Annotated in this window: 16 protein-coding genes and 1 pseudogene; 9 read left to right on the top strand and 8 right to left on the bottom strand. The window is 65.0% G+C overall.

The genetic code is table 11. The features are described from left to right. Positions 1 to 24: 24 nt before the first annotated feature. Both AB0L63_RS04905 and AB0L63_RS04900 read left to right on the top strand, forming a co-directional pair. On the top strand, positions 25 to 927 hold the full coding sequence (locus tag AB0L63_RS04905) for a nuclease-related domain-containing protein (RefSeq protein WP_364494710.1): 903 nt from the start codon (positions 25 to 27) through the stop codon (positions 925 to 927). 265 nt (positions 928 to 1,192) lie between these two features. Then, complete coding sequence (locus tag AB0L63_RS04900; protein ID WP_364494707.1) at positions 1,193 to 1,849, top strand: phosphatase PAP2 family protein; 657 nt, start codon at positions 1,193 to 1,195, stop codon at positions 1,847 to 1,849. Here the strand turns inward: AB0L63_RS04900 and AB0L63_RS04895 are convergent. Next, positions 1,846 to 3,792, bottom strand: a complete 1,947-nt coding sequence (locus AB0L63_RS04895; RefSeq protein ID WP_364495638.1) for an acyl-CoA dehydrogenase — start codon at positions 3,790 to 3,792, stop codon at positions 1,846 to 1,848. The two genes, AB0L63_RS04900 and AB0L63_RS04895, sit on opposite strands and share 4 nt — an antisense overlap. Positions 3,793 to 4,037: 245 nt before the next feature. On the opposite strand from AB0L63_RS04895, the gene AB0L63_RS04890 reads away from it, so the two are divergent. The 4 genes from AB0L63_RS04890 (at position 4,038) to AB0L63_RS04875 (ending at position 9,473) form a co-directional block, all read left to right on the top strand. Further along, on the top strand, positions 4,038 to 4,673 hold the full coding sequence (locus AB0L63_RS04890) for a TetR family transcriptional regulator (protein WP_364494704.1): 636 nt from the start codon (positions 4,038 to 4,040) through the stop codon (positions 4,671 to 4,673). Continuing rightward, on the top strand, positions 4,673 to 5,605 hold the full coding sequence (locus AB0L63_RS04885) for an ABC transporter ATP-binding protein (protein WP_364494701.1): 933 nt from the start codon (positions 4,673 to 4,675) through the stop codon (positions 5,603 to 5,605). The genes AB0L63_RS04890 and AB0L63_RS04885 overlap by 1 nt, the downstream gene beginning before the upstream one ends. Next, complete coding sequence (locus AB0L63_RS04880) at positions 5,602 to 7,239, top strand: ABC transporter permease (RefSeq protein WP_364494698.1); 1,638 nt, start codon at positions 5,602 to 5,604, stop codon at positions 7,237 to 7,239. Before AB0L63_RS04885 ends, AB0L63_RS04880 begins: the two co-directional genes overlap by 4 nt. 317 nt (positions 7,240 to 7,556) lie before the next feature. Next, positions 7,557 to 9,473: a VWA domain-containing protein gene (locus tag AB0L63_RS04875; protein WP_364494695.1), complete on the top strand. Its 1,917-nt coding sequence runs from the start codon at positions 7,557 to 7,559 to the stop codon at positions 9,471 to 9,473. Positions 9,474 to 9,500: 27 nt separating this feature from the next. Here AB0L63_RS04875 and AB0L63_RS04870 read toward each other — a convergent pair whose 3' ends face one another. Next, positions 9,501 to 10,355, bottom strand: a complete 855-nt coding sequence (locus AB0L63_RS04870; protein WP_364495635.1) for an LLM class F420-dependent oxidoreductase — start codon at positions 10,353 to 10,355, stop codon at positions 9,501 to 9,503. Between the two features lie 181 nt (positions 10,356 to 10,536). Here AB0L63_RS04870 and AB0L63_RS04865 point away from each other — a divergent pair, with 181 nt between their 5' ends. Together AB0L63_RS04865 and AB0L63_RS04860 are read left to right on the top strand one after the other, a co-directional pair. Further along, positions 10,537 to 12,081, top strand: coding sequence for a threonine/serine exporter family protein (locus AB0L63_RS04865; protein ID WP_364494692.1), 1,545 nt, complete (start codon positions 10,537 to 10,539; stop codon positions 12,079 to 12,081). Between the two features lie 72 nt (positions 12,082 to 12,153). Further along, positions 12,154 to 12,816, top strand: a complete 663-nt coding sequence (locus AB0L63_RS04860) for a biliverdin-producing heme oxygenase (RefSeq protein ID WP_364494689.1) — start codon at positions 12,154 to 12,156, stop codon at positions 12,814 to 12,816. Positions 12,817 to 12,826: 10 nt separating this feature from the next. Here AB0L63_RS04860 and AB0L63_RS04855 read toward each other — a convergent pair. The 4 genes and pseudogenes from AB0L63_RS04855 to AB0L63_RS04840 all read right to left on the bottom strand — a co-directional run. Next, positions 12,827 to 13,149, bottom strand: a pseudogene (locus AB0L63_RS04855) (sugar transferase); the annotation flags it as partial. 138 nt (positions 13,150 to 13,287) lie between these two features. Then, positions 13,288 to 13,455 (bottom strand): hypothetical protein, encoded by a 168-nt coding sequence (locus AB0L63_RS04850; RefSeq protein ID WP_364494686.1) that lies wholly within the window; start codon positions 13,453 to 13,455, stop codon positions 13,288 to 13,290. 232 nt (positions 13,456 to 13,687) lie between these two features. Then, complete coding sequence (locus AB0L63_RS04845; RefSeq protein ID WP_364494683.1) at positions 13,688 to 14,218, bottom strand: sigma-70 family RNA polymerase sigma factor; 531 nt, start codon at positions 14,216 to 14,218, stop codon at positions 13,688 to 13,690. A 329-nt stretch (positions 14,219 to 14,547) separates the two neighbouring features. Next, on the bottom strand, positions 14,548 to 15,267 hold the full coding sequence (locus AB0L63_RS04840; protein WP_364494680.1) for a GAF and ANTAR domain-containing protein: 720 nt from the start codon (positions 15,265 to 15,267) through the stop codon (positions 14,548 to 14,550). A 322-nt stretch (positions 15,268 to 15,589) separates the two neighbouring features. Here AB0L63_RS04840 and AB0L63_RS04835 point away from each other — a divergent pair, with 322 nt between their 5' ends. Beyond that, positions 15,590 to 16,351, top strand: coding sequence for a GAF and ANTAR domain-containing protein (locus tag AB0L63_RS04835; RefSeq protein WP_364494677.1), 762 nt, complete (start codon positions 15,590 to 15,592; stop codon positions 16,349 to 16,351). 1 nt (position 16,352) lies between these two features. Here the strand turns inward: AB0L63_RS04835 and AB0L63_RS04830 are convergent, their stop codons facing one another. Both AB0L63_RS04830 and AB0L63_RS04825 read right to left on the bottom strand, forming a co-directional pair. Further along, on the bottom strand, positions 16,353 to 16,979 hold the full coding sequence (locus AB0L63_RS04830) for a GAF and ANTAR domain-containing protein (RefSeq protein ID WP_364494674.1): 627 nt from the start codon (positions 16,977 to 16,979) through the stop codon (positions 16,353 to 16,355). A 274-nt stretch (positions 16,980 to 17,253) separates the two neighbouring features. Beyond that, positions 17,254 to 17,466 (bottom strand): cold shock domain-containing protein, encoded by a 213-nt coding sequence (locus AB0L63_RS04825; RefSeq protein WP_364494671.1) that lies wholly within the window; start codon positions 17,464 to 17,466, stop codon positions 17,254 to 17,256. Positions 17,467 to 17,485 lie beyond the last annotated feature (19 nt).

The following is a 17,485-nucleotide window of genomic DNA, read 5'->3' as shown; positions in this document are numbered from 1 at the left end:
TGATGACGTGAAGGGCGGTCGCGAATGCTCGTGCGAGTACAGAACCCGGCAGGCACCAATGCCGAGCGGGCCCTGATCGATCGGCTGCGCACCTGGAAGGATCCGGGTAGTCCACACGGCGTCGCCACGGTCAATTGCAGTCTGTTCCACAACGATCGGCTGCATCAGTTCGATGCCGTGGTCTGGACGCCGACCACGTGTGTGGTGATCGAGGCCGAAGCACTGCTCGCGCGCCAGGACGGCGTGCTGGAGGTGCCGCTCAGCGGTCCGTGGATGATCTCTGGCGAACCGATCGCCAGCGAAGGCCGCGATCGCCGCACCCCACTGGACAAATCGCGCGAACATACACTCGCACTGCAGAATTGGCTGGCCGCGCGCGGTCTCGGCCAGCGCGCGGTGCACGGTGTCGCGCTGATCGTGCCGCTGCCTGGCGCCCAGCTGTCGGTCAAGCAGGAGTGGAGCGATCCGAGTTTCGATGTGATTCTCGACACCGATCCGGAACGGCTGCGGCACTATTTCGAGACGCTGGCTGATTCCGAGAAGAACATCCACGTGTGGACCGCAAACGATGTCGCGGTGGCCTTCCGCAGCCTTGGCATCCTGCCCTATCTGCCCGCCCCACAGGATCTGATCAACGAGGGGTTCCTCGGCCCGATCGATATCACCCTGTGGCACGGCGGCCCGCAGCAGGCGCAGGCGGAGGCCTATGCTGTGGAGCTCGCGGAGGCCGAAAAGAATGTCAATGCACCGGCCCTGGTCATCGACGCGCCCTGGTACAGCCCGTGGAAGCTGTATCCGCGGCAGGCGGGCGATATGGATCTCGGGCGGGCGTTCATGCGAATCACCCTGGCAATGGGCATGGTCATCGCCGTCGCGTGGGTGATCTGGTTCGTGATCACCGCGATACTGACCTACGGGCCGGGGTGATCACACGCCGGTCCGACAGGCGTCGGCTGCTCCGCCCCGGATGGTGCGTTGGGGCCGTGCTCGACCACGAGTACCCCACCTGAGAGGGCGCTACATATAGAAACCGGGTCGGCCGGCCCCGGGCGACTGGGCCGTATCGGTCGATCACCGAATTAGAGCCCGAGCGAAGGGTCGGGCTCGAAGGCATCTCGGACCGCTGCGACCGGTCGGCGAGTGATCGCCTTGGCGGCGGACCGTGATCCCGCGCCAGACGATGTGTTCGCATGTGCCCTATCGTCAACCGGTGATCGTGAATGGGGAGAGGTGGCTCGGCCGGGTCCGGGCGAACCTCGTCGCACTGTGCGTGGTGCTCGTCGGCGTCGGCCTCGTGGTTATCTTGCCGTTCACTTTTCCCGCCGACGGCGCTGCCACCGATCTGGATCGCGCGCTCGCCAAGCCGATCCACTCGGCGCTGGACGACCATCCCGGCGGATACGAGGCGCTGGTGATCCCGAGCAATGGCTACATCCTGATCCCACTATTGCTCGCGGTCGCCGGCTGGTTCGGCTATCGGGGGCAGTGGCGGCGGGCCGTGGCGATGGTGCTGCTTCCAGAGGTCGTTGTCGGGCTCAACAGCTGGGTGCTCAAACCGCTGTGGGATCGACCGCTGCACGACTATCTCGCCTATCCGAGCGGACATACCGTCCATCTTGTCGCGATCGCCACCGCATTCGTCGTACTGATCGACTCGATGCGGGCGCGGGTAGTCACCATCGCGATCGCCACCGTCGCGCTGGTCTGCGCCGCAGTCGGCATGATCGGCCTCGGCTATCACCTGCCCACCGATATCCTCGGCGGCGCGGCGGTGGCGATCGCGCTGGTTGTCGCGTGTTGGAAGCTCACCGAGCGATTTGTCGCGGGGCAGGCACGGGTGGACTCCTAGGTCCGCTCTACCGTCGTACGGCTGGTCGTCCGATCGAATACGCTCGCATCGTCCAGCAGCGCCGCCCGCAGCATGCTCTCCGGCACCCCCATGCCCCTGACCAGCGTCAACACATCCGATCGCAGCCGGTCGACCAGTTCATTGACACCGCGACGCACGGCCTTCGCACGTTCGACCGACATGAACCGGTGCATGATGAACCACGCCTGGTTCTCCTCTAGCATCGAGTAGACATACAGATCGCAGACGGTCTCGGCGAGTTCGCGGGCCTGCGGATCCGCGATTGTGGCAATACCTTCGATGAACTCCTCGAGGATCAGTCGGTCGATATGCGCGGTGCCCGCGGCGAGGATGTGGTCCTGCGCATTGTTGAACGCCTCGAACGGTGTGGTGTCCTTGGCGCGAGCCCGCAGCCGATGTCCAGCGGTGCGCACCAGATAGTCCTCGCGGTCGGCGAACAACTGCAGCTGCACCGAACGACGGGACAGATCCCCCTCGTCGACGGTGTCGTCACTGCGGTCGCGCAGCGTCTGGATCAGTTGGCGCACACCGGAACGGTTGCGCACCACATCGCCGGCCATGGTGGCGGCGAATCGCACCCAGCCGAGCGCGTCCAGATCGCGGATCTCATCGGAGTAGGCGGTGAGCAGTTCCTTGGCCACCAACTGGGTGAGCACGACATTGTCGCCCTCGAAGGTGGTGAACACATCGGTATCGGCCTTGAGGGTGACCAGGCGATTCTCGGTGAGATAGCCGGCACCGCCACAGGCTTCGCGACATTCCTGGATGGCGCGGGTGGCGAACCTGGTCTGCGCGACCTTGAGTCCGGCGGCCCGCTTTTCCAAGGCGCGCTGTGCGCCGGGATCGAGATCCTGACCGGTCTGCACCAGATGCATGCGGCGGACCAGATCGTTCTGTGCGAAGGCAAGCGCATACGATCGGGCGATCAAGGGCAGCAATCGTCGCTGATGAACGCGATAGTCTAGCAGCAACGTCTCCTGGCAGCTGTCCGGATCCGAGAATTGGCGGCGCTTCAGCGCATACCGTGTGGCAATGCTCAATGCGACCCGGGCACCCGCCGCGGCCGCACCCCCGACACTGACCCGCCCGCGCACCAAGGTGCCCAGCGTGGTAAAGAATCGGCGGCTCGGATTCTCGATATCGGAGCGGTAGGCGCCGTCGGGCGTGACATCGGCGTACCGGTTGAGCAGGTTCTCCCGGGGAATGCGGACCTGATCGAAGACGATGCGGCCATTGTCGACACCGAGCAGGCCACCCTTGAGACCGTCGTCGTAGGTCGTCACACCCGGCAGGTCGGCGCCGTGTTCATCCCGGATCGGTACCAGGAAGCAGTGCACGCCCTGACTCGAACCCTCGGTGATCAGCTGCGCGAACACCGCTGCCATCCTGGCATGTTCGGCCGCACCGCCGATGTAGTCCTTGCGTGCCGACGGTGTCGGCGAATGGACGACGAACTCCTGGGTCCGCGGATCGTAGGTCGCGGTCGTCTCCAGATTCGCGACATCGCTGCCGTGTCCGGATTCGGTCATCGCGAAACAACCGAGCAGATCCAGTGAGATCAGCCGCTTGACCACATCGCGATGCCGTTCGGTCCCGAGGTTCTCCACGGCACCGCCGAACAACCCCCACTGCACACCGGATTTCACCCACAGCGACAGGTCCGCATACGCCACCATCTCCAGCCCGACCACCGCCGCACCCGGCTCCCCTGTGCCCCCGTTCTCACGCCGGAAACCGGCCTCCGCGTATCCCATCGTCGCGATGACCTGCATCTGCTCGAGGACCCGGGCCCGCGCCGCGCGGTAGTCGAGAGCGGGGTCGCCGGAAAACCGGTCGTCGGCCAGCCGCACCCGGGCTTCGGTGCGCACCGCGCGCCATGGGCCGTCGAGTGCATCGCGCAGGTGATCCGATGTCGAGGGAATCTCGGTGTCAGCCATGGCACCGACACTAGCGTTTCGCCGCCGTCCAGCGACCGGTCCGCGCGGATGGCATACCACCCCCAGTAACCGCCCCAAGGCGCTGACCAGCAGATTCAGCCAGCACAAATATCATGACACGACATCTTCGTCGAACTCTTGCCTTGCTATTGAACGCGCGTTTAATATACTAAACATGTGTTCAACCAGAGAGCCGTATCGCAAGGATCCGCCGAGCTAGGAGGCGCCCCGTGACGCCCACCCCGAATCCGGATCTCACCACCGCCGCCCGCATTCGCGATATCGCGATCGAGGTGTTCGGTGACAACGGATTCCAGGTCGGAGTGCGCACGATCGCCGCGGCGGCCGGTGTCTCCCCTGGACTGGTCAATCATCACTTCGGCTCCAAGGACGGTCTACGGGCCGCCTGCGACGACCGGGTGCTGGAGTTGATCCGGGACCAGAAGTGGAAGACCGTCACCGACACGAACGTGGCGAAAAGCATGCTCACCGCCCTGTCCGAGGTCGAGACATACGGTCCGCTGGTCGCCTACATGGTGCGCAGCCTGCAGGCGGGCGGGCCGTTGGCCGAATCCTTGCTCGAGCACATGATCTCGGATGCCATGGAGTACATCGAGGCAGGCGTCGAGGCAGGCGCCATCAAGCCGAGCCGCGATCCGGCCGCGCGGGCCAGATATCTGACAACGGTCAATGTCGGCGCGACCGTCCTGCACTTCACCCTGCTGCAACAACGCGGCGAAAAGCTCGACTACCGCAAGCTCGTTCGCACCTTGACCGAGGAGTTCTTCGTGCCCGCCGCGGAGCTCTACACCCAGGGATTACTGACCGACCCAACGATCTTGGACACCCTCACCAAGGAGACCTGATGTCCGACATCATCGAAGTTCGCGATCTGCACAAGAACTTCGGCCACTTCGCCGCCCTGACCGGGCTGGATCTCGCGGTCCGCGAGGGCGAAATCCATGGCTTCCTCGGCCCGAACGGCGCAGGTAAGTCGACCACCATCCGCATTCTGCTCGGCATCCTGCGGGCCAGCTCCGGTGAAGCCCGGCTGCTCGGGCGCGACCCGTGGACCGATGCGGTCGAGCTGCACCGCGAACTCGCTTATGTACCAGGCGATGTCACGCTGTGGCCGTCGCTGTCCGGCGGTGAGACCATCGACCTGCTGGCCAGAATGCGCGGGGAAATCAATCCGCAGCGTCGTGCCGAACTCATCGAGCGATTCGACCTGGATCCCCGCAAGAAGGCCCGCACCTACTCGAAGGGCAACCGGCAGAAGGTCGCGTTGATCTCCGCTCTCGCCTCCGATGTGCGTCTGCTGCTGCTCGATGAGCCGACCTCGGGTCTGGATCCATTGATGGAACAGGTATTTCGCGATTGCGTCGAAGAGGCCAAACAGCGCGGCACTACCGTACTGCTCTCCAGCCATATCCTGTCCGAGGTGGAGGCGCTGTGTGACCGGGTGACCATTATCCGGGGCGGACGCACCGTGGAGAGCGGATCACTGTCCGAGATGCGACACCTGTCGCGTACCTCCATCACCGCCGAATTGCTCGGCGACCCAGGCGATCTCAGCCGTGTACCAGGTGTCGAGGACATCGAACGCGACGGTTCGATGCTGCGGTGCCAGGTCGACGGGGAACATCTCGGCGGGTTGATCCGGATCCTCGGCGATGTCGGCGTGCGCAGCCTCACCAGTGCGCCGCCGACGCTGGAAGAGCTGTTCATGCGGCATTACCACGTCGACGGCGCGACATCCGAGCAGGCGAAAGCGACCACGGAGAAGGTGGGATCATGACAACCGCAACCACGGGCGGCCGGCATTACGCCGCACCCGCCGTACGCGGATCGGCCGACTTCGCCGGCACCGCACAATTACTGCGATTGTTCCTGCGTCGCGACCGAATCGTCTTGCCGCTGTGGGTACTCGCCTTCGGACTGCTGCCCGCCTTCTACGTCAGCAGCGCCAAGGCCGTCTACATCACACAGGCCGACCTCGAGCACTCCGCGAAGTCGATCATGGAAAGTCCGGCGCTCGTTGCCATGTACGGGCCGGTCTTCAGCACCGACCTCGGCTCGGTCGGGCTGTGGAAGGCTGGGCCTTTCTACGCGATGATCGCGATCGCGACGATCCTCACCGTCATCCGGCACACCCGGGTCGAGGAGGAGTCCGGTCGCGCGGAGTTGGTCGGCGCCACCAGCATCGGCCGCTATGCCGGGCTGACCGCCGCCATGATCATGACGGCGACCGGCTGTCTGATCGTCGCCATCCTGAGTGCCCTCGCGCTGTACGGCATCGACCTGCCCGCCGCCGGTTCACTGGCCTATGGCGCGACGCTCGGCAGCTCCGGTCTGGCCTGGGCCGGGGTCGCCGCCGTCGCGGCACAGGTGAGCGTGGGTGCGCGGGTCGCGCGCGGGGTGGCGTTCGGCGCACTCGGCACTGCCTTCGCGCTGCGCGCGGTCGGCGATGCCGGAAACGGTGTGCTGTCGTGGGTTTCGCCGCTCGGCTGGTGTATCAATATGCGGCCGTACGCGGATGAGCGCTGGTGGGTGCTGATTCCGCTGATCACCGTCGCCATTGCTACCACCGCTGCCGCGTATATGCTGCTGCAGCGACGTGATACGGGCTCGGGGCTGCTCGCCGAGCGCCCCGGCGCACCGGTCGCGGCACCCACCCTCTCCGGTCCATCGGGACTGGCTTGGCGGCTGCAGCGCGGCTCGCTGCTGGCCTGGTCGATCGGTTTCCTGCTTTACGGATCGCTGATGGGCGGCGCCATCAACAGCGTCGGCGATATGCTCAACAACAGTAGCCAGATCCGCGATGTGATCAACCGGATGGGCGGCACCGATGTGCTGCAGAACTCGTTCATCACCTTCGCCCTCAGCATGTTGGGCATCGCGGCGTCGGCCTACTCCATCTCGACGGTGCTGCGGCTGCACGACGAGGAGTCCAGCCAGCGCGCCGAGGCCACACTGGCCGGTTCGGTGAGCCGAGAACGCTACGCGCTCAGCCATATCGGCATCGCCCTGCTCGGACCGGTGGTGCTGTTGTTCCTCGCGGGTGCGGCGGTCGGCGTCATCTACGGCGTGTCGGCTGGCAATCTGGCGGGCAAGCTGGGCGACTGCCTCGGCGCCGCGGCGGTCCAACTGCCCGCGGTTTGGGTGCTCACCGCGATCACGGTGGCGATCTACGGGTTCGCCCCACGCTACACCCCGGTCGCCTGGGGCGTACTGAGCACGATGATCCTCATCTTCGTGCTCGGCGCGCTCGACGGACTCCCGCAATGGGTCCGCGATCTGGTTCCGTTCACGCATCCGCCGAAGCTGCCTGGCTCAGCCTTCGAGGCTGCGCCGATCCTGTGGCTGCTCGGGATCGTGGTCGTACTGCTCGGGGCCGGGATCGCAGGCTTTCGCCGCCGAGATCTGCGCTGAGATTCGGATGGCAGCGCCTCGCAACGGATTTCACCGCTCGTTGCGAGGCGCTGTCGCGCGTCTTCAGTCGAGGAATCGAGGAGCCGCCGTGCGGTGAGCGCGAGTCGGGCCCGAACCAGTCCCTTGGACGCATGACGCACTCCCGCGCGACGGTGGCCGCCACGCCGATTTCTGGAATGTCTCGCTGACACCGGTAACACCTTGATCAGTCGAGACCGCGGATCAGTAATGCCAGTGCGCGTTTCACGAATGGGAAGACCAGATAGCTTTGGGTAACATCTAATTCGTTATCAAAGCGAAATAAGCAGACGAGGCCTATGTCGAGAATTACCCAGCGCTTTATCCGACTGACCGCGGCAACTGCGGCGGGTTTACTCGGACTTGCCGTGGCGGCGCTGCCCGCGCAGGCACAGCAGCGTCCGGACAACCCGCAGTACGCGCCGACCATGCTCATCCTGGACGCATCCGGCTCCATGCAGCGCCCCGATCCGGCGGGCACCATGATGGATGCCGCCAAGAATGCCGTGCGAAACTTCGTCGACTCCGCACCCGCGGAATCCGAAGTGGGACTGACCGTTTACGGCACGAGCACCGGAAATACCGAGGCGGAGAAGACATCCGGCTGCCGTGACGTCCGTGTCCTGCACAAACCCGAAACTCTCGACCGGACCGCATTGACCAGCGCCGTCGACGGAATCAAGGCCAGTGGCTGGACGCCGATGGGCACCGCACTGCACCAAGCCGCCGAGACGCTGCCCAAATCGGGCCCGCGCTCGATCGTTCTCGTCTCCGACGGCGACGACACCTGCTCCCCACCCGAACCCTGTGAAGTCGCGCGCGAATTGAAACAGCAGGGGCTCGATCTCATCGTGCACACCATCGGATTCGCCGTCGACGCCAAGGCCCGCGCCCAGCTGACCTGCATGGCGCAGGCCACCGGCGGTACCTACAGCGATGCCGCCGACGGTCCGGCACTCGAACGGACGCTGCCGCGCATATCGTCGGCTGCCCTGCGCAATTACCACGCCGTCGGCATACCTATCACCGGCGCTCCGACCTACGGTGCGGCGCCGGTCGCCACCCCGGGTCAGTATCTGGACACCATCGGGCAGCGGGAAAAGCGGTACTGGGCAGTCGATATCCCGGCGGGTGCGACCGCGTATTTCAGTGGCACCCTTTCCTTTCCACGCCTGCCCGATATCGCCTCGACCGACGATCTGAACTCGCTGCAAATGCGGGTCTACGGGGCGGACGGTGCGGACTGCAATGTCTTCGAATTCGAGACATCCATCAAATCCAGCGACGGTGTCGCGCTCACCGTGGCCAAGGCCTTCGACGGTGCGACCAAGGAAAGTAAGGGCGGCTCCGGCAAGTGCACGGGCGGCGGCCGCTACTACTTCCAACTGACCTGGGAGAAGGCGTCCGCCGGTGTGCCGGAACGACTTCCGATCGAACTGATCGTCGGTATCGAACCCGCGGTGACCGACGCCGGTCCGGTCGCGATCGGACCGCCGACAACCTTCGTCGAACCGAGCGGTACGGATACATCCGTATCCGGCGGCTCATCGTTCACCGTGGCCGGAACACTGCCGGGCAGCGGTCGCTACACCGATACGCTCCAGCCGGGTGAATTCGTGTTCTATCGCGTCAGATTGGACTGGGGTCAGGGCCTGGCGTATCGAGTTCGGTTCGGGGCCAATGGCAGTCGCGGACTCGACAATCTGTCCAATATCCGAACCAGCCTTTACAACCCGATCCGCGAAGAGATCGATTCGGACTTCGCGTCTTATACCGGCACCGAGGGGCTACTGCCGACGAATAAGGCGATAGCCACCGTGCCGATTCGGTACAACAATCGCAAGGCCGAACAGTTGGAGTCACGGCGCGTGGCGGGTGCCGGTTGGTACTACATCGCCGTCAAACTCGGCTCGACCTTCGGAAAGGGTGAAAACCGCCCGGTGCCGGTGCAAGTGGAGCTCACCGTCACCGATACCGAGGAGAGCGGTCCGAAGTACGCGAGCACCATCGGCGACGGTGTTTTCGGTGAGAATTCGACCGGCGTGAAAACGCCGACGAGCCGCGCGCCCGGCGCGGCTCCCGCGGTGGCGGAATCGCGGGCGTCCGAGTCGAATTCGTCGACCGGATTGATCGTGATCACCGTGATCGGTGTCGGGGTTATCGGCGTCGCCGGTGTGCTGATCGGATGGCTCGTCGCACGTAGACGACGCGGTTAGCGGAAGGCCCGCTGACACCGGTCGGAGTCAGCGGGCCCCTTCGATGCCGAGCTTCCCGGCGAGGCGGGTCAGGTATGCGCGCACGTCGTCTGCATCGCGATCCGGCAGACCGAAAACCGCTTCGGTGACACCCAGTTCGGCCCATTGCGCGAGCTGCGCCGCATCGTGACGTCCGGCCAGCGCGACGATGTCCGGGCTGCCCTGGCGCTCGCGTTCGCGCCAAATCCGGCGCAGCAGTTCGATCTTCGCCCCGAGGCTGTCCTCGGTGGGGGTGGTGAGCCAGCCGTCCGCATTCTTGGCCAGCCAGGTGAACGACTGCTCGGTCCCGGCCGCGCCGAGAATCACCGGAATCCGTTTCTGCACCGGCTTGGGCCAGGACCAGCTCGGCCCGAAATTCACGAATTGCCCTGCGAAGCTGGCCTCTTCCTCCGACCACAACGCACGCATGGCATCCAGATGTTCACGCAATACCGTCCTGCGCTTATTCGCCGGCACCCCGTGATGCGCCATTTCGTCGGTATTCCAACCGAAACCGACGCCGAGGCTCACCCGGCCGCCGGACAGATGATCAAGCGAGGCGAGGGTTTTGGCCAGCGTGATCGGATGATGTTCGGCGGGTAGGGCGACCGCGGTGGACAGGGTGATTCGACTGGTGACCGACGCCGCGGTGGCCAGCGCGACCCAGGGGTCCAGCGTGCGCAGATACCGGTCGTCGGGCAGGCTCGCATCCCCGGTGCGCGGATGCGCGGCCGCCCGAACCACGGGGATATGGGTGTGTTCGGGCACGTAGAAGGCGTCGAATCCGGCTTGTTCGGCGGCGGCGGCCGCATCGGCGGGCGTAATGCCCCGGTCACTGGTGAACAACACAATTCCGTACCGCACTGTGCGCGCTCCCATTCGCTTACTACTGCTTGCGGGTCGCTCGAAAAACCAGCAAATTAGAACAAGTTCTATCACCTTCGGCGGCTTCGACCAAGTGTCCGGACAGCGGTCCAGCCCCCGATCTGATCTCGTGGACCACCACGGATGCGAACCAAGGCCTCAGGTGACTACGGTCTCGCACATGGGTCCGGATACATTTCCTGGAGGAGACGACACCGTCCCGAGCGATCAGGCGGCCAGGCGGCCACGATTGCGCTTCCTCCGCGCACCCCGCATTCCGGTCGTCAAACAGGCAGTCGATCTGTTGGTCGCCGACCGTCCGGCCACCGCCGACACCATCGTCGCCGCGCCGACCCCGCTGCAGCCCATCGACCTCACCGACGATGCCCGCGTCGCGGAGGTACTCGAGCTCGCCGTGCGAGTGGGCGAGGTCGTGCTCGCCTCTGGTACGGGTGTCAACGACACGACGACCCAGGTGCGCTTCATCGCCGCCACCTATGGCCTGTCCCGATGCCATATCGATGTCACCTACGACGCGATCAGGATCTGGGCCGACCGCGGCCCGATGCTGCCGCCCGCCAGCACCATGCGGGTGGTCAAGTACCGCTCCCTTGACTTCACCCGCCTCGCCGCGGTCGACCGGCTGACCCGCCGCATCCGCAATGAGGTCGTTTCCCCCGCGGACGCCCGCGCCCGCCTGGACGCGATCACCTCCGCGCCGCATCCGTACTACCGCTGGGTCGCCACCTTCGGCTGGTCGCTACTCGCAGCATCGATCGCAGCGCTGCTCGGCGGCGGCTGGCTGGCCGCCGCGGTCAGCTTCGGCACCACCCTGGCCATCGACCGCGTAAACCGGATCCTGAATCGCTACGGGCTGCCGTTCTTCTTCCAGCATGTGGCCGGCGGCGCGATCGCCGCGACACCGGCGCTGCTACTGGCCACCCTCGCGGCAACCCTACCTATCGATGTCGACCCGACACTGATCATCGCGGCTGGAATCACCGTGCTGCTCAGTGGGTTGCAGCTGGTCGGCGCGGTACAGGACGCGATAACCGGCGCGCCGATCACCGCGACTGCCCGGATGCTCGAGGTCATGATGATGACCGGCGGCATTATCGCGGGCATCGCATTGGCATTGCGGGTCGGCGATATCCTCGGCGCCACAATCCCGCCGGTCTATCTGACCTCGAGCCGCGATATCACCGATCTGCCGATCAAGATCGCGGCCGGTGCGGTGGCGGCGCTGGCGTTCGCACTCGCCTGCTACGCCGAACGCCGCGCGCTCGCCGCGGCCGCATTCGGCGGTGCCGCGGGCACCATCTGTTTTCTGCTCGTGCAACATTTGGGCTTCGGTCCGGTGATCTCCTCCGCGGTCGCCGCGACGCTGGTCGGTCTGGCCGGTGGCCTGATGGCGCGCCGGGCATTGACTCCCCCGCTGGTCGTCGCGGTCGCGGGTATTACCCCGCTGCTGCCGGGCCTCAAGGTGTATCGCGGACTCTCTGCCCTGCTCAACGACGAGCTGTTGATCGGAGCCAATCAGGTCCTTGCGGCGGTCGGCGTCGGCTGTGCGCTGGCGGCGGGGGTCACCCTCGGCGAGTGGTTCGACCGCACCGTGCGCAGACCGCGCATCCTGAGCCGATTCGGTTCGATCCGCCGACCGGTCATCGTGCGCCGACGCCGGCCGCCGCGCCTTTCGACGCGTCGCGAATTCGGTCGTCGATCATGACGCCTTACGGATCGGTTAGGATGCCCAAAGCTGTTGCACCAGCCCCGTCGACATGAGTGAGGTGGTCCAGAAATGTCGGATGCAGTCCCGTTCTCCACGGCAATCCGCACCGCCACCGCACAACAGCACGAAGATGCGGAGAACTCCTCGTTCATCAGTGACATGCTCGGCGGCGAACTCGGCATCGACTCCTACCACCGCTACACGACCCAACTCTGGTTCATCTACCGGGCCTTGGAAGACCACTGGAACGCATTGGCCGACGATCCGATCGTGGGTCCGTTCATCCGTCCCGAACTGGCCAGGACCGCGGAACTGGAACGCGACCTCGCGCACCTCATCGGCACCGACTGGCGTGCTGCCCTCCAAGCGTTGCCCGCCACGGCCGCCTACGCCGCCCGCATCGATGAATGCGCCCGCGAATGGCCCGCCGGGTATATCGCGCACCACTACACCCGCTATCTCGGCGACCTCTCGGGCGGCCAGGTCATCCGGGGCACCGCCGAGAAGTTGTGGAATCTCCCGCATCGCGGCGACGGTGTGCGCTTCTACGTCTTCGACGCGCTCGGCAATCCGGCGGCCTTCAAACGCGAATACCGCGGACTGCTCGACCAATTGCCGCTCGACGAGCTCGAGCGGCGCCGGGTGCTCGACGAGGGACAGCGGGCCTTCGCGCTGAATACCGCCGTATTCGCCGAACTCGCCGCCGAGTTCCCGGCACGCCGTCCCTGCTGATCAGCGCGGTTCAATACGCACCCTCCCCGCGCGCGACCGCGCCGATCGTCTGGGTGATCAACAGCGGATCCAGGATCATCGACTAGTTCTCGACATAGGACAGGTCGAGACGCACCGCATCCCCGAGCGAGAGATCCGAACGCCCGCTCACCCACCACAGACCGGTGACGCCCGGCCGCACCAGCAGCCTGCGTCTCCCGTCGTAGCTGTCGGCCTCGCGCCGCACCTGCGGACGCGGGCCGACCAGGCTCATCGCACCGCGCAGCACATTGATGAACTGAGGTACTCGTCGAGGCTGTACTTGCGAATGATCTTGCCGATCGCGGTCGGCCTTCACACAATGCCACCAATGCCCTTTGCCACCCACGGCCTTTCGGCGATACCAGCCAACTCACAGGCCTTGACCGCGCATCGGCGAGCCAGCCGCCGCAAGGTCGGCTCATCCATGGTGGCGATCGCCTCGGCGAGCGGTCAGTCGACGCGGGCCAGTTCCGCGGCCGAAAGGTGTTCGCGCAGTTTCGGTATCGGATCGCCACCCCATTTCAGGCGATCGAGAACATAGCCGACGGCATGGGCGGATTCGGGGGCGGGAATGATGCCCTCGGTGCGGGTGAGGTGGTTTGGACCGCGCAGGACCACGGCGTCGGTGGCGGTGCGGTAGCCGACACGACCGGCGTCCTCGAGTCTCAGGAAATTCGCACGCTGTTCCGCCAGGAACTGTTGGCCGCGGTGTACTCGGCCAGTTCTTCGTCACCCCGGCCGCGCATACCGAATCCGATATCGCCCAAACCATTAGGCGTGCCGCGAGGCGGTGAGTTTGTACCGCAAGGCATTTGAGCAGGGCACGTCGACACGGGCAGTCGGCCGAGCCCTAGTTGGGCGATTCCGATAGGTCGGTTCTCAGGTGTTCCAGGCCCGCCCGGATCCGGGATTTGACCGTGGGGAGACCGACGCCGAGACGCGCCGCCACCTCGGGATAGCTGAGTCCGGAGTAGTACGCGAGTGCGATGGATTCGTGCTGGAGTGCGGTCAGATGAGTGAGGCTGCGACGCAGGGCATCCCTTTCGTCGTGACGCACTGCCTCCTCGGCCACGACATCGGCCGGGGGCTGATAATCGCGACTGCCCCAGGAGTGATTGTGGTCCGTGGTGGCGCGCTCGTGCCGGACCCGGTCCACGGCCTGGCGATGGGCCAGCATGCGCAACCAGGTGAGCACGGAACCGCGGCGCTCGTCGAACCCGATAGCACAGCGCAACACCTCGAGGTAGACGTCGTGACAGGTCTCTTCGGCGTACCCGCGGTCACGGACGATCGCCAGGACACGCCGGTATACCAGACCGCGGGTGCGGCGGTAGAACTGCGCGAAAGCCTCTTGATCGCCGTCGCCGATGCGATGTACCAATTCAGCATCGACACCATCGGATTCGATATCAATCGGATCACGAACGGGATGAGCTACGGACCGCACAGGGGTTGGAATTCGTTCGGACCGATACGAAATGCGTTCAGGCCGAGATGACACGAGCAGGATCACGATTGCCCCCAGACAAGCCGGTGATGCAACTAGCAAGTTCGATTCGACGAATGAAGCTGCGCCAAAGCAGACCGTCGAGAGCATGGACGGATTGTCGGAGAACGGGATCCGGCCGGGGACTGGGGCCGATGGTCCAACTTCACATTACCTCGCCCCGTGCACATGTCCATGCACTTTCTGGCAGGCAGTAGGTTTACTCAGACGCGCAGGCCGAGTTCGACGATCCCTTTCGCCACCGCGTGTACGGCGACCCGATTCTTGCGTGCATGCGTACGGATCAGCTCGAATGCGATCTCCGGCGTGGTACGCCTGGCATTGGCGATCACACCCTTCGCCTGTTCGATGACGATCCGCGAATCCAGCGCACGCTGCAACTGCGCGGTCAATCGCTGCTGACGACGCAGCACGTTGGAACTGAGGATGTGGCCGGTCGCCATGCTCGCCAGCAGTCCGCCCACCGAAAGATCCTGATCGGTCCAGACGCGCGGGCTCGGACTGTACAGGCCGAGCGCGCCGACTGTGGTCTCACCGGCCCGCATCGGGATCTCGGCCACCGATGACAACCCATGCCGGACGGCCTCGGCGGCGAACTCCGGCCAACGCTCGCGGTGTCGACCGATATCGTCGATCGCGACAGGTTTGCTGGATCGGAACGCGTCCACGCTCGGACCGCGTTCGCTGCGATGCTGACAGAGTTCGATGGCCACCAGCTCGTCCGGAGCGGCGGCCGCCATGCGAGATTGCTCATCGGGCGTGAGCGTTTCGTTCGGCATCAGCGTAACGGTGCAACCGACCAGATCCAGCGCGGCAATCGCGCTATTCATCAGCTGGCGAACCATCTCTGCTGTGTCACCCATCGCAGGAAGCAGTTCGGCTAGCCGCGTTGCCGCGGCGACCAGCACCTCGTTGTCAGACACGCCAATCACCCCGCATGCGCGAAAGTCGTTCGTCCGCTCTGGTCCCGCACTTGCTGACATTTCAATGATATGGCTGAGCGAAGTCACACACCACAATTTCGACACGACCATGCTTCATTCGAATTGTCCAGCTACCCATCGAATTCCAGGATCGGCCTGGCGATAGTGGTCGACATGACCAGTATCTGGATGTCACCATGGACGACAGGCTCCACCTCGACCGTGCCCGATGATGTACCCATCAGGCTCGTTTACGCCGAATTCTCTCCGCTAAATGTGCCGCATTGCGGCGAGTAAAAATCACCGCGACCGGGAGACTGCATTGGCGCTCGCATTCGACAATCGGCGGCATGACCGATCCTCCGAACCGCTGCCGGATTCGATCCCGTTATTACGATCACTTGTACGCACGGTCGACTCGCTGGCGGGCGATTTCGACGTCGTCGAACAATGTCAGCAACTGCTCGAGACCTGTACCGAAATCACCAGCGCGACCGATGCCGGATTGTTGCTGGCCGACCAACGCGGTGAGCTACAGGTATTCGCCTCAACCAACGAGTCGCTGCGGCTGCTCGAGTTGTTACAGCGCGACGGGCCGAGCCTGCATGCCTATCGGCACAAGACCGCGGTATCGGTCCCCGATCTGCGGGCCGCCACGGACCGGTGGCCGGGGTTCGCACCCGCGGCGGCGGCCGCGGGATATCGCTGCGCCTATGCCGTGCCATTGCGGCTGCATCGCGACAGCATCGGCGCGCTCACGATTCTCGCCGCCTCGGCCACCGCGCTTGGGCAGCAGGATCTGCGCATCGGGCAGATCCTCGCCGATATCGCGGCCGTCGGCATAGCGCATCATGTGCTGCTCGCGCAGGACGCGACAATCCAGGCGCAGTTGCCGACCGCGCTGAACTCGCGCGTCACCATCGAGCAGGCCAAGGGTGTGCTCGTCGAGCGTGGCGACCTGGATATGGATCAGGCCTTCCAGCTCATGCGCGAACATGCCCGCGCCACCGGACGGCGGCTCACCGATATCGCCGGTGACATCGTCGAGGGGCGCATCGATCCGGGAGCTGAAGCGGCAGACTGAGTCAGGTATCGAAGCGGATCCGGTTGGCCACGACCAGCGCCGCGACCTCGGCCAGCGACAGCCCGTGCGCGAAGGCATAGGCGCGCATACGCGCATACGCGTCCGGCGCGCGAATGTCCAATTGCGCGAGCACGATTCCGGCAGCCTGATGGATCGTGCGACTGGTCAGCGGCTGATCCCACCATTGCCTGGCGGAGTGCACGGATTTCGCCGATCCGGCCACCAATTGCGCGATGACCAGATCGGCGATATGCAGCCCCGCCGAGATCACATAGGGTTCCAGCTTGCCCGGCCCGGCCCGGTACAGATCGAGCACGCCGAAACGCACCACCCCTAGCTGTAACGGCACCGCGACCATCGATCCCGCCACCTCGACCCGGTTCAATTCATCGGCGAAACCCGGCCACCGCATATCGGTTTCGGCCAGATCGGCCACCAGCACCGGCACACCGGCGGCGACGGCGTCCACGGCCGGCCCCTGTCCCGCGGTGGCCTGCACCGCCTCCACCCACGCCGCCACCGAATCAGTTGCGGCCCACGGCTGCAGCCCGGCATCGCGCTCGCGGATCAAGATCGCGGCACGCTGCACCGGCAGCACCCGCACACAGGCGCCGCACAAGGCGGTCATCCCACCACCTCCCGCCGACAGCTTCGCCAGAAGCTGGAGGGCCGACAAAAATTCATCGGTCAACCGATCGAACTGACCCACACCATTCCTACGACTCTCACGACCGTTATCCCTGCCACGAGTTCAACGGTCCCCATGTCCCAGGATTCGTCACGACACGGGTACTGGACCGCACCTACGCCGCAGAAAATACGGCCGGCCGACACGGCCAGAATGCGAAACACCCCTCATCCACACCAAGGCGAACATCCCACGACCGCGGCCGCTTACGCCGTCAGAACTTCCTTACCCATGTCGCCCGGTACCGGAAACCGTCCTGCTGCGCCTGCTCGTATCTGAACTCGACGCGGTCCCCCTCGGTCAATATCCGGAACTCATCGCCGTCGATGGAGCTGAAGTGGACCCAGGCATCGCATCCCGGCGGCAGATCGGGTGAGGCGATCGCACCCCACCCCTGCTCCGCCTCGAAGAACTTGACGGTACCCATGCTGCGATCCTCGGCCATC

It is taken from the genome of Nocardia sp. NPDC051990 (assembly GCF_040680755.1).
GTDB lineage: Bacteria > Actinomycetota > Actinomycetes > Mycobacteriales > Mycobacteriaceae > Nocardia.
Note: the sequence above shows the minus strand (reverse complement) of the source record. Positions and strands in the feature narration are given on the sequence as shown.

What these genes read in the sequence shown, in the direction of transcription:
- AB0L63_RS04905 (WP_364494710.1), top strand. Translation starts at nt 25, where the DNA reads ATGCTCGTGCGAGTACAGAACCCGGCAGGCACCAATGCCGAGCGGGCC.
- AB0L63_RS04885 (WP_364494701.1), top strand. Translation starts at nt 4,673, where the DNA reads ATGTCCGACATCATCGAAGTTCGCGATCTGCACAAGAACTTCGGCCAC.
- AB0L63_RS04880 (WP_364494698.1), top strand. Translation starts at nt 5,602, where the DNA reads ATGACAACCGCAACCACGGGCGGCCGGCATTACGCCGCACCCGCCGTA.
- AB0L63_RS04875 (WP_364494695.1), top strand. Translation starts at nt 7,557, where the DNA reads ATGTCGAGAATTACCCAGCGCTTTATCCGACTGACCGCGGCAACTGCG.
- AB0L63_RS04865 (WP_364494692.1), top strand. Translation starts at nt 10,537, where the DNA reads ATGGGTCCGGATACATTTCCTGGAGGAGACGACACCGTCCCGAGCGAT.
- AB0L63_RS04860 (WP_364494689.1), top strand. Translation starts at nt 12,154, where the DNA reads ATGTCGGATGCAGTCCCGTTCTCCACGGCAATCCGCACCGCCACCGCA.
- AB0L63_RS04830 (WP_364494674.1), bottom strand. Translation starts at nt 16,979, where the DNA reads ATGACCGCCTTGTGCGGCGCCTGTGTGCGGGTGCTGCCGGTGCAGCGT.
- AB0L63_RS04825 (WP_364494671.1), bottom strand. Translation starts at nt 17,466, where the DNA reads ATGGGTACCGTCAAGTTCTTCGAGGCGGAGCAGGGGTGGGGTGCGATC.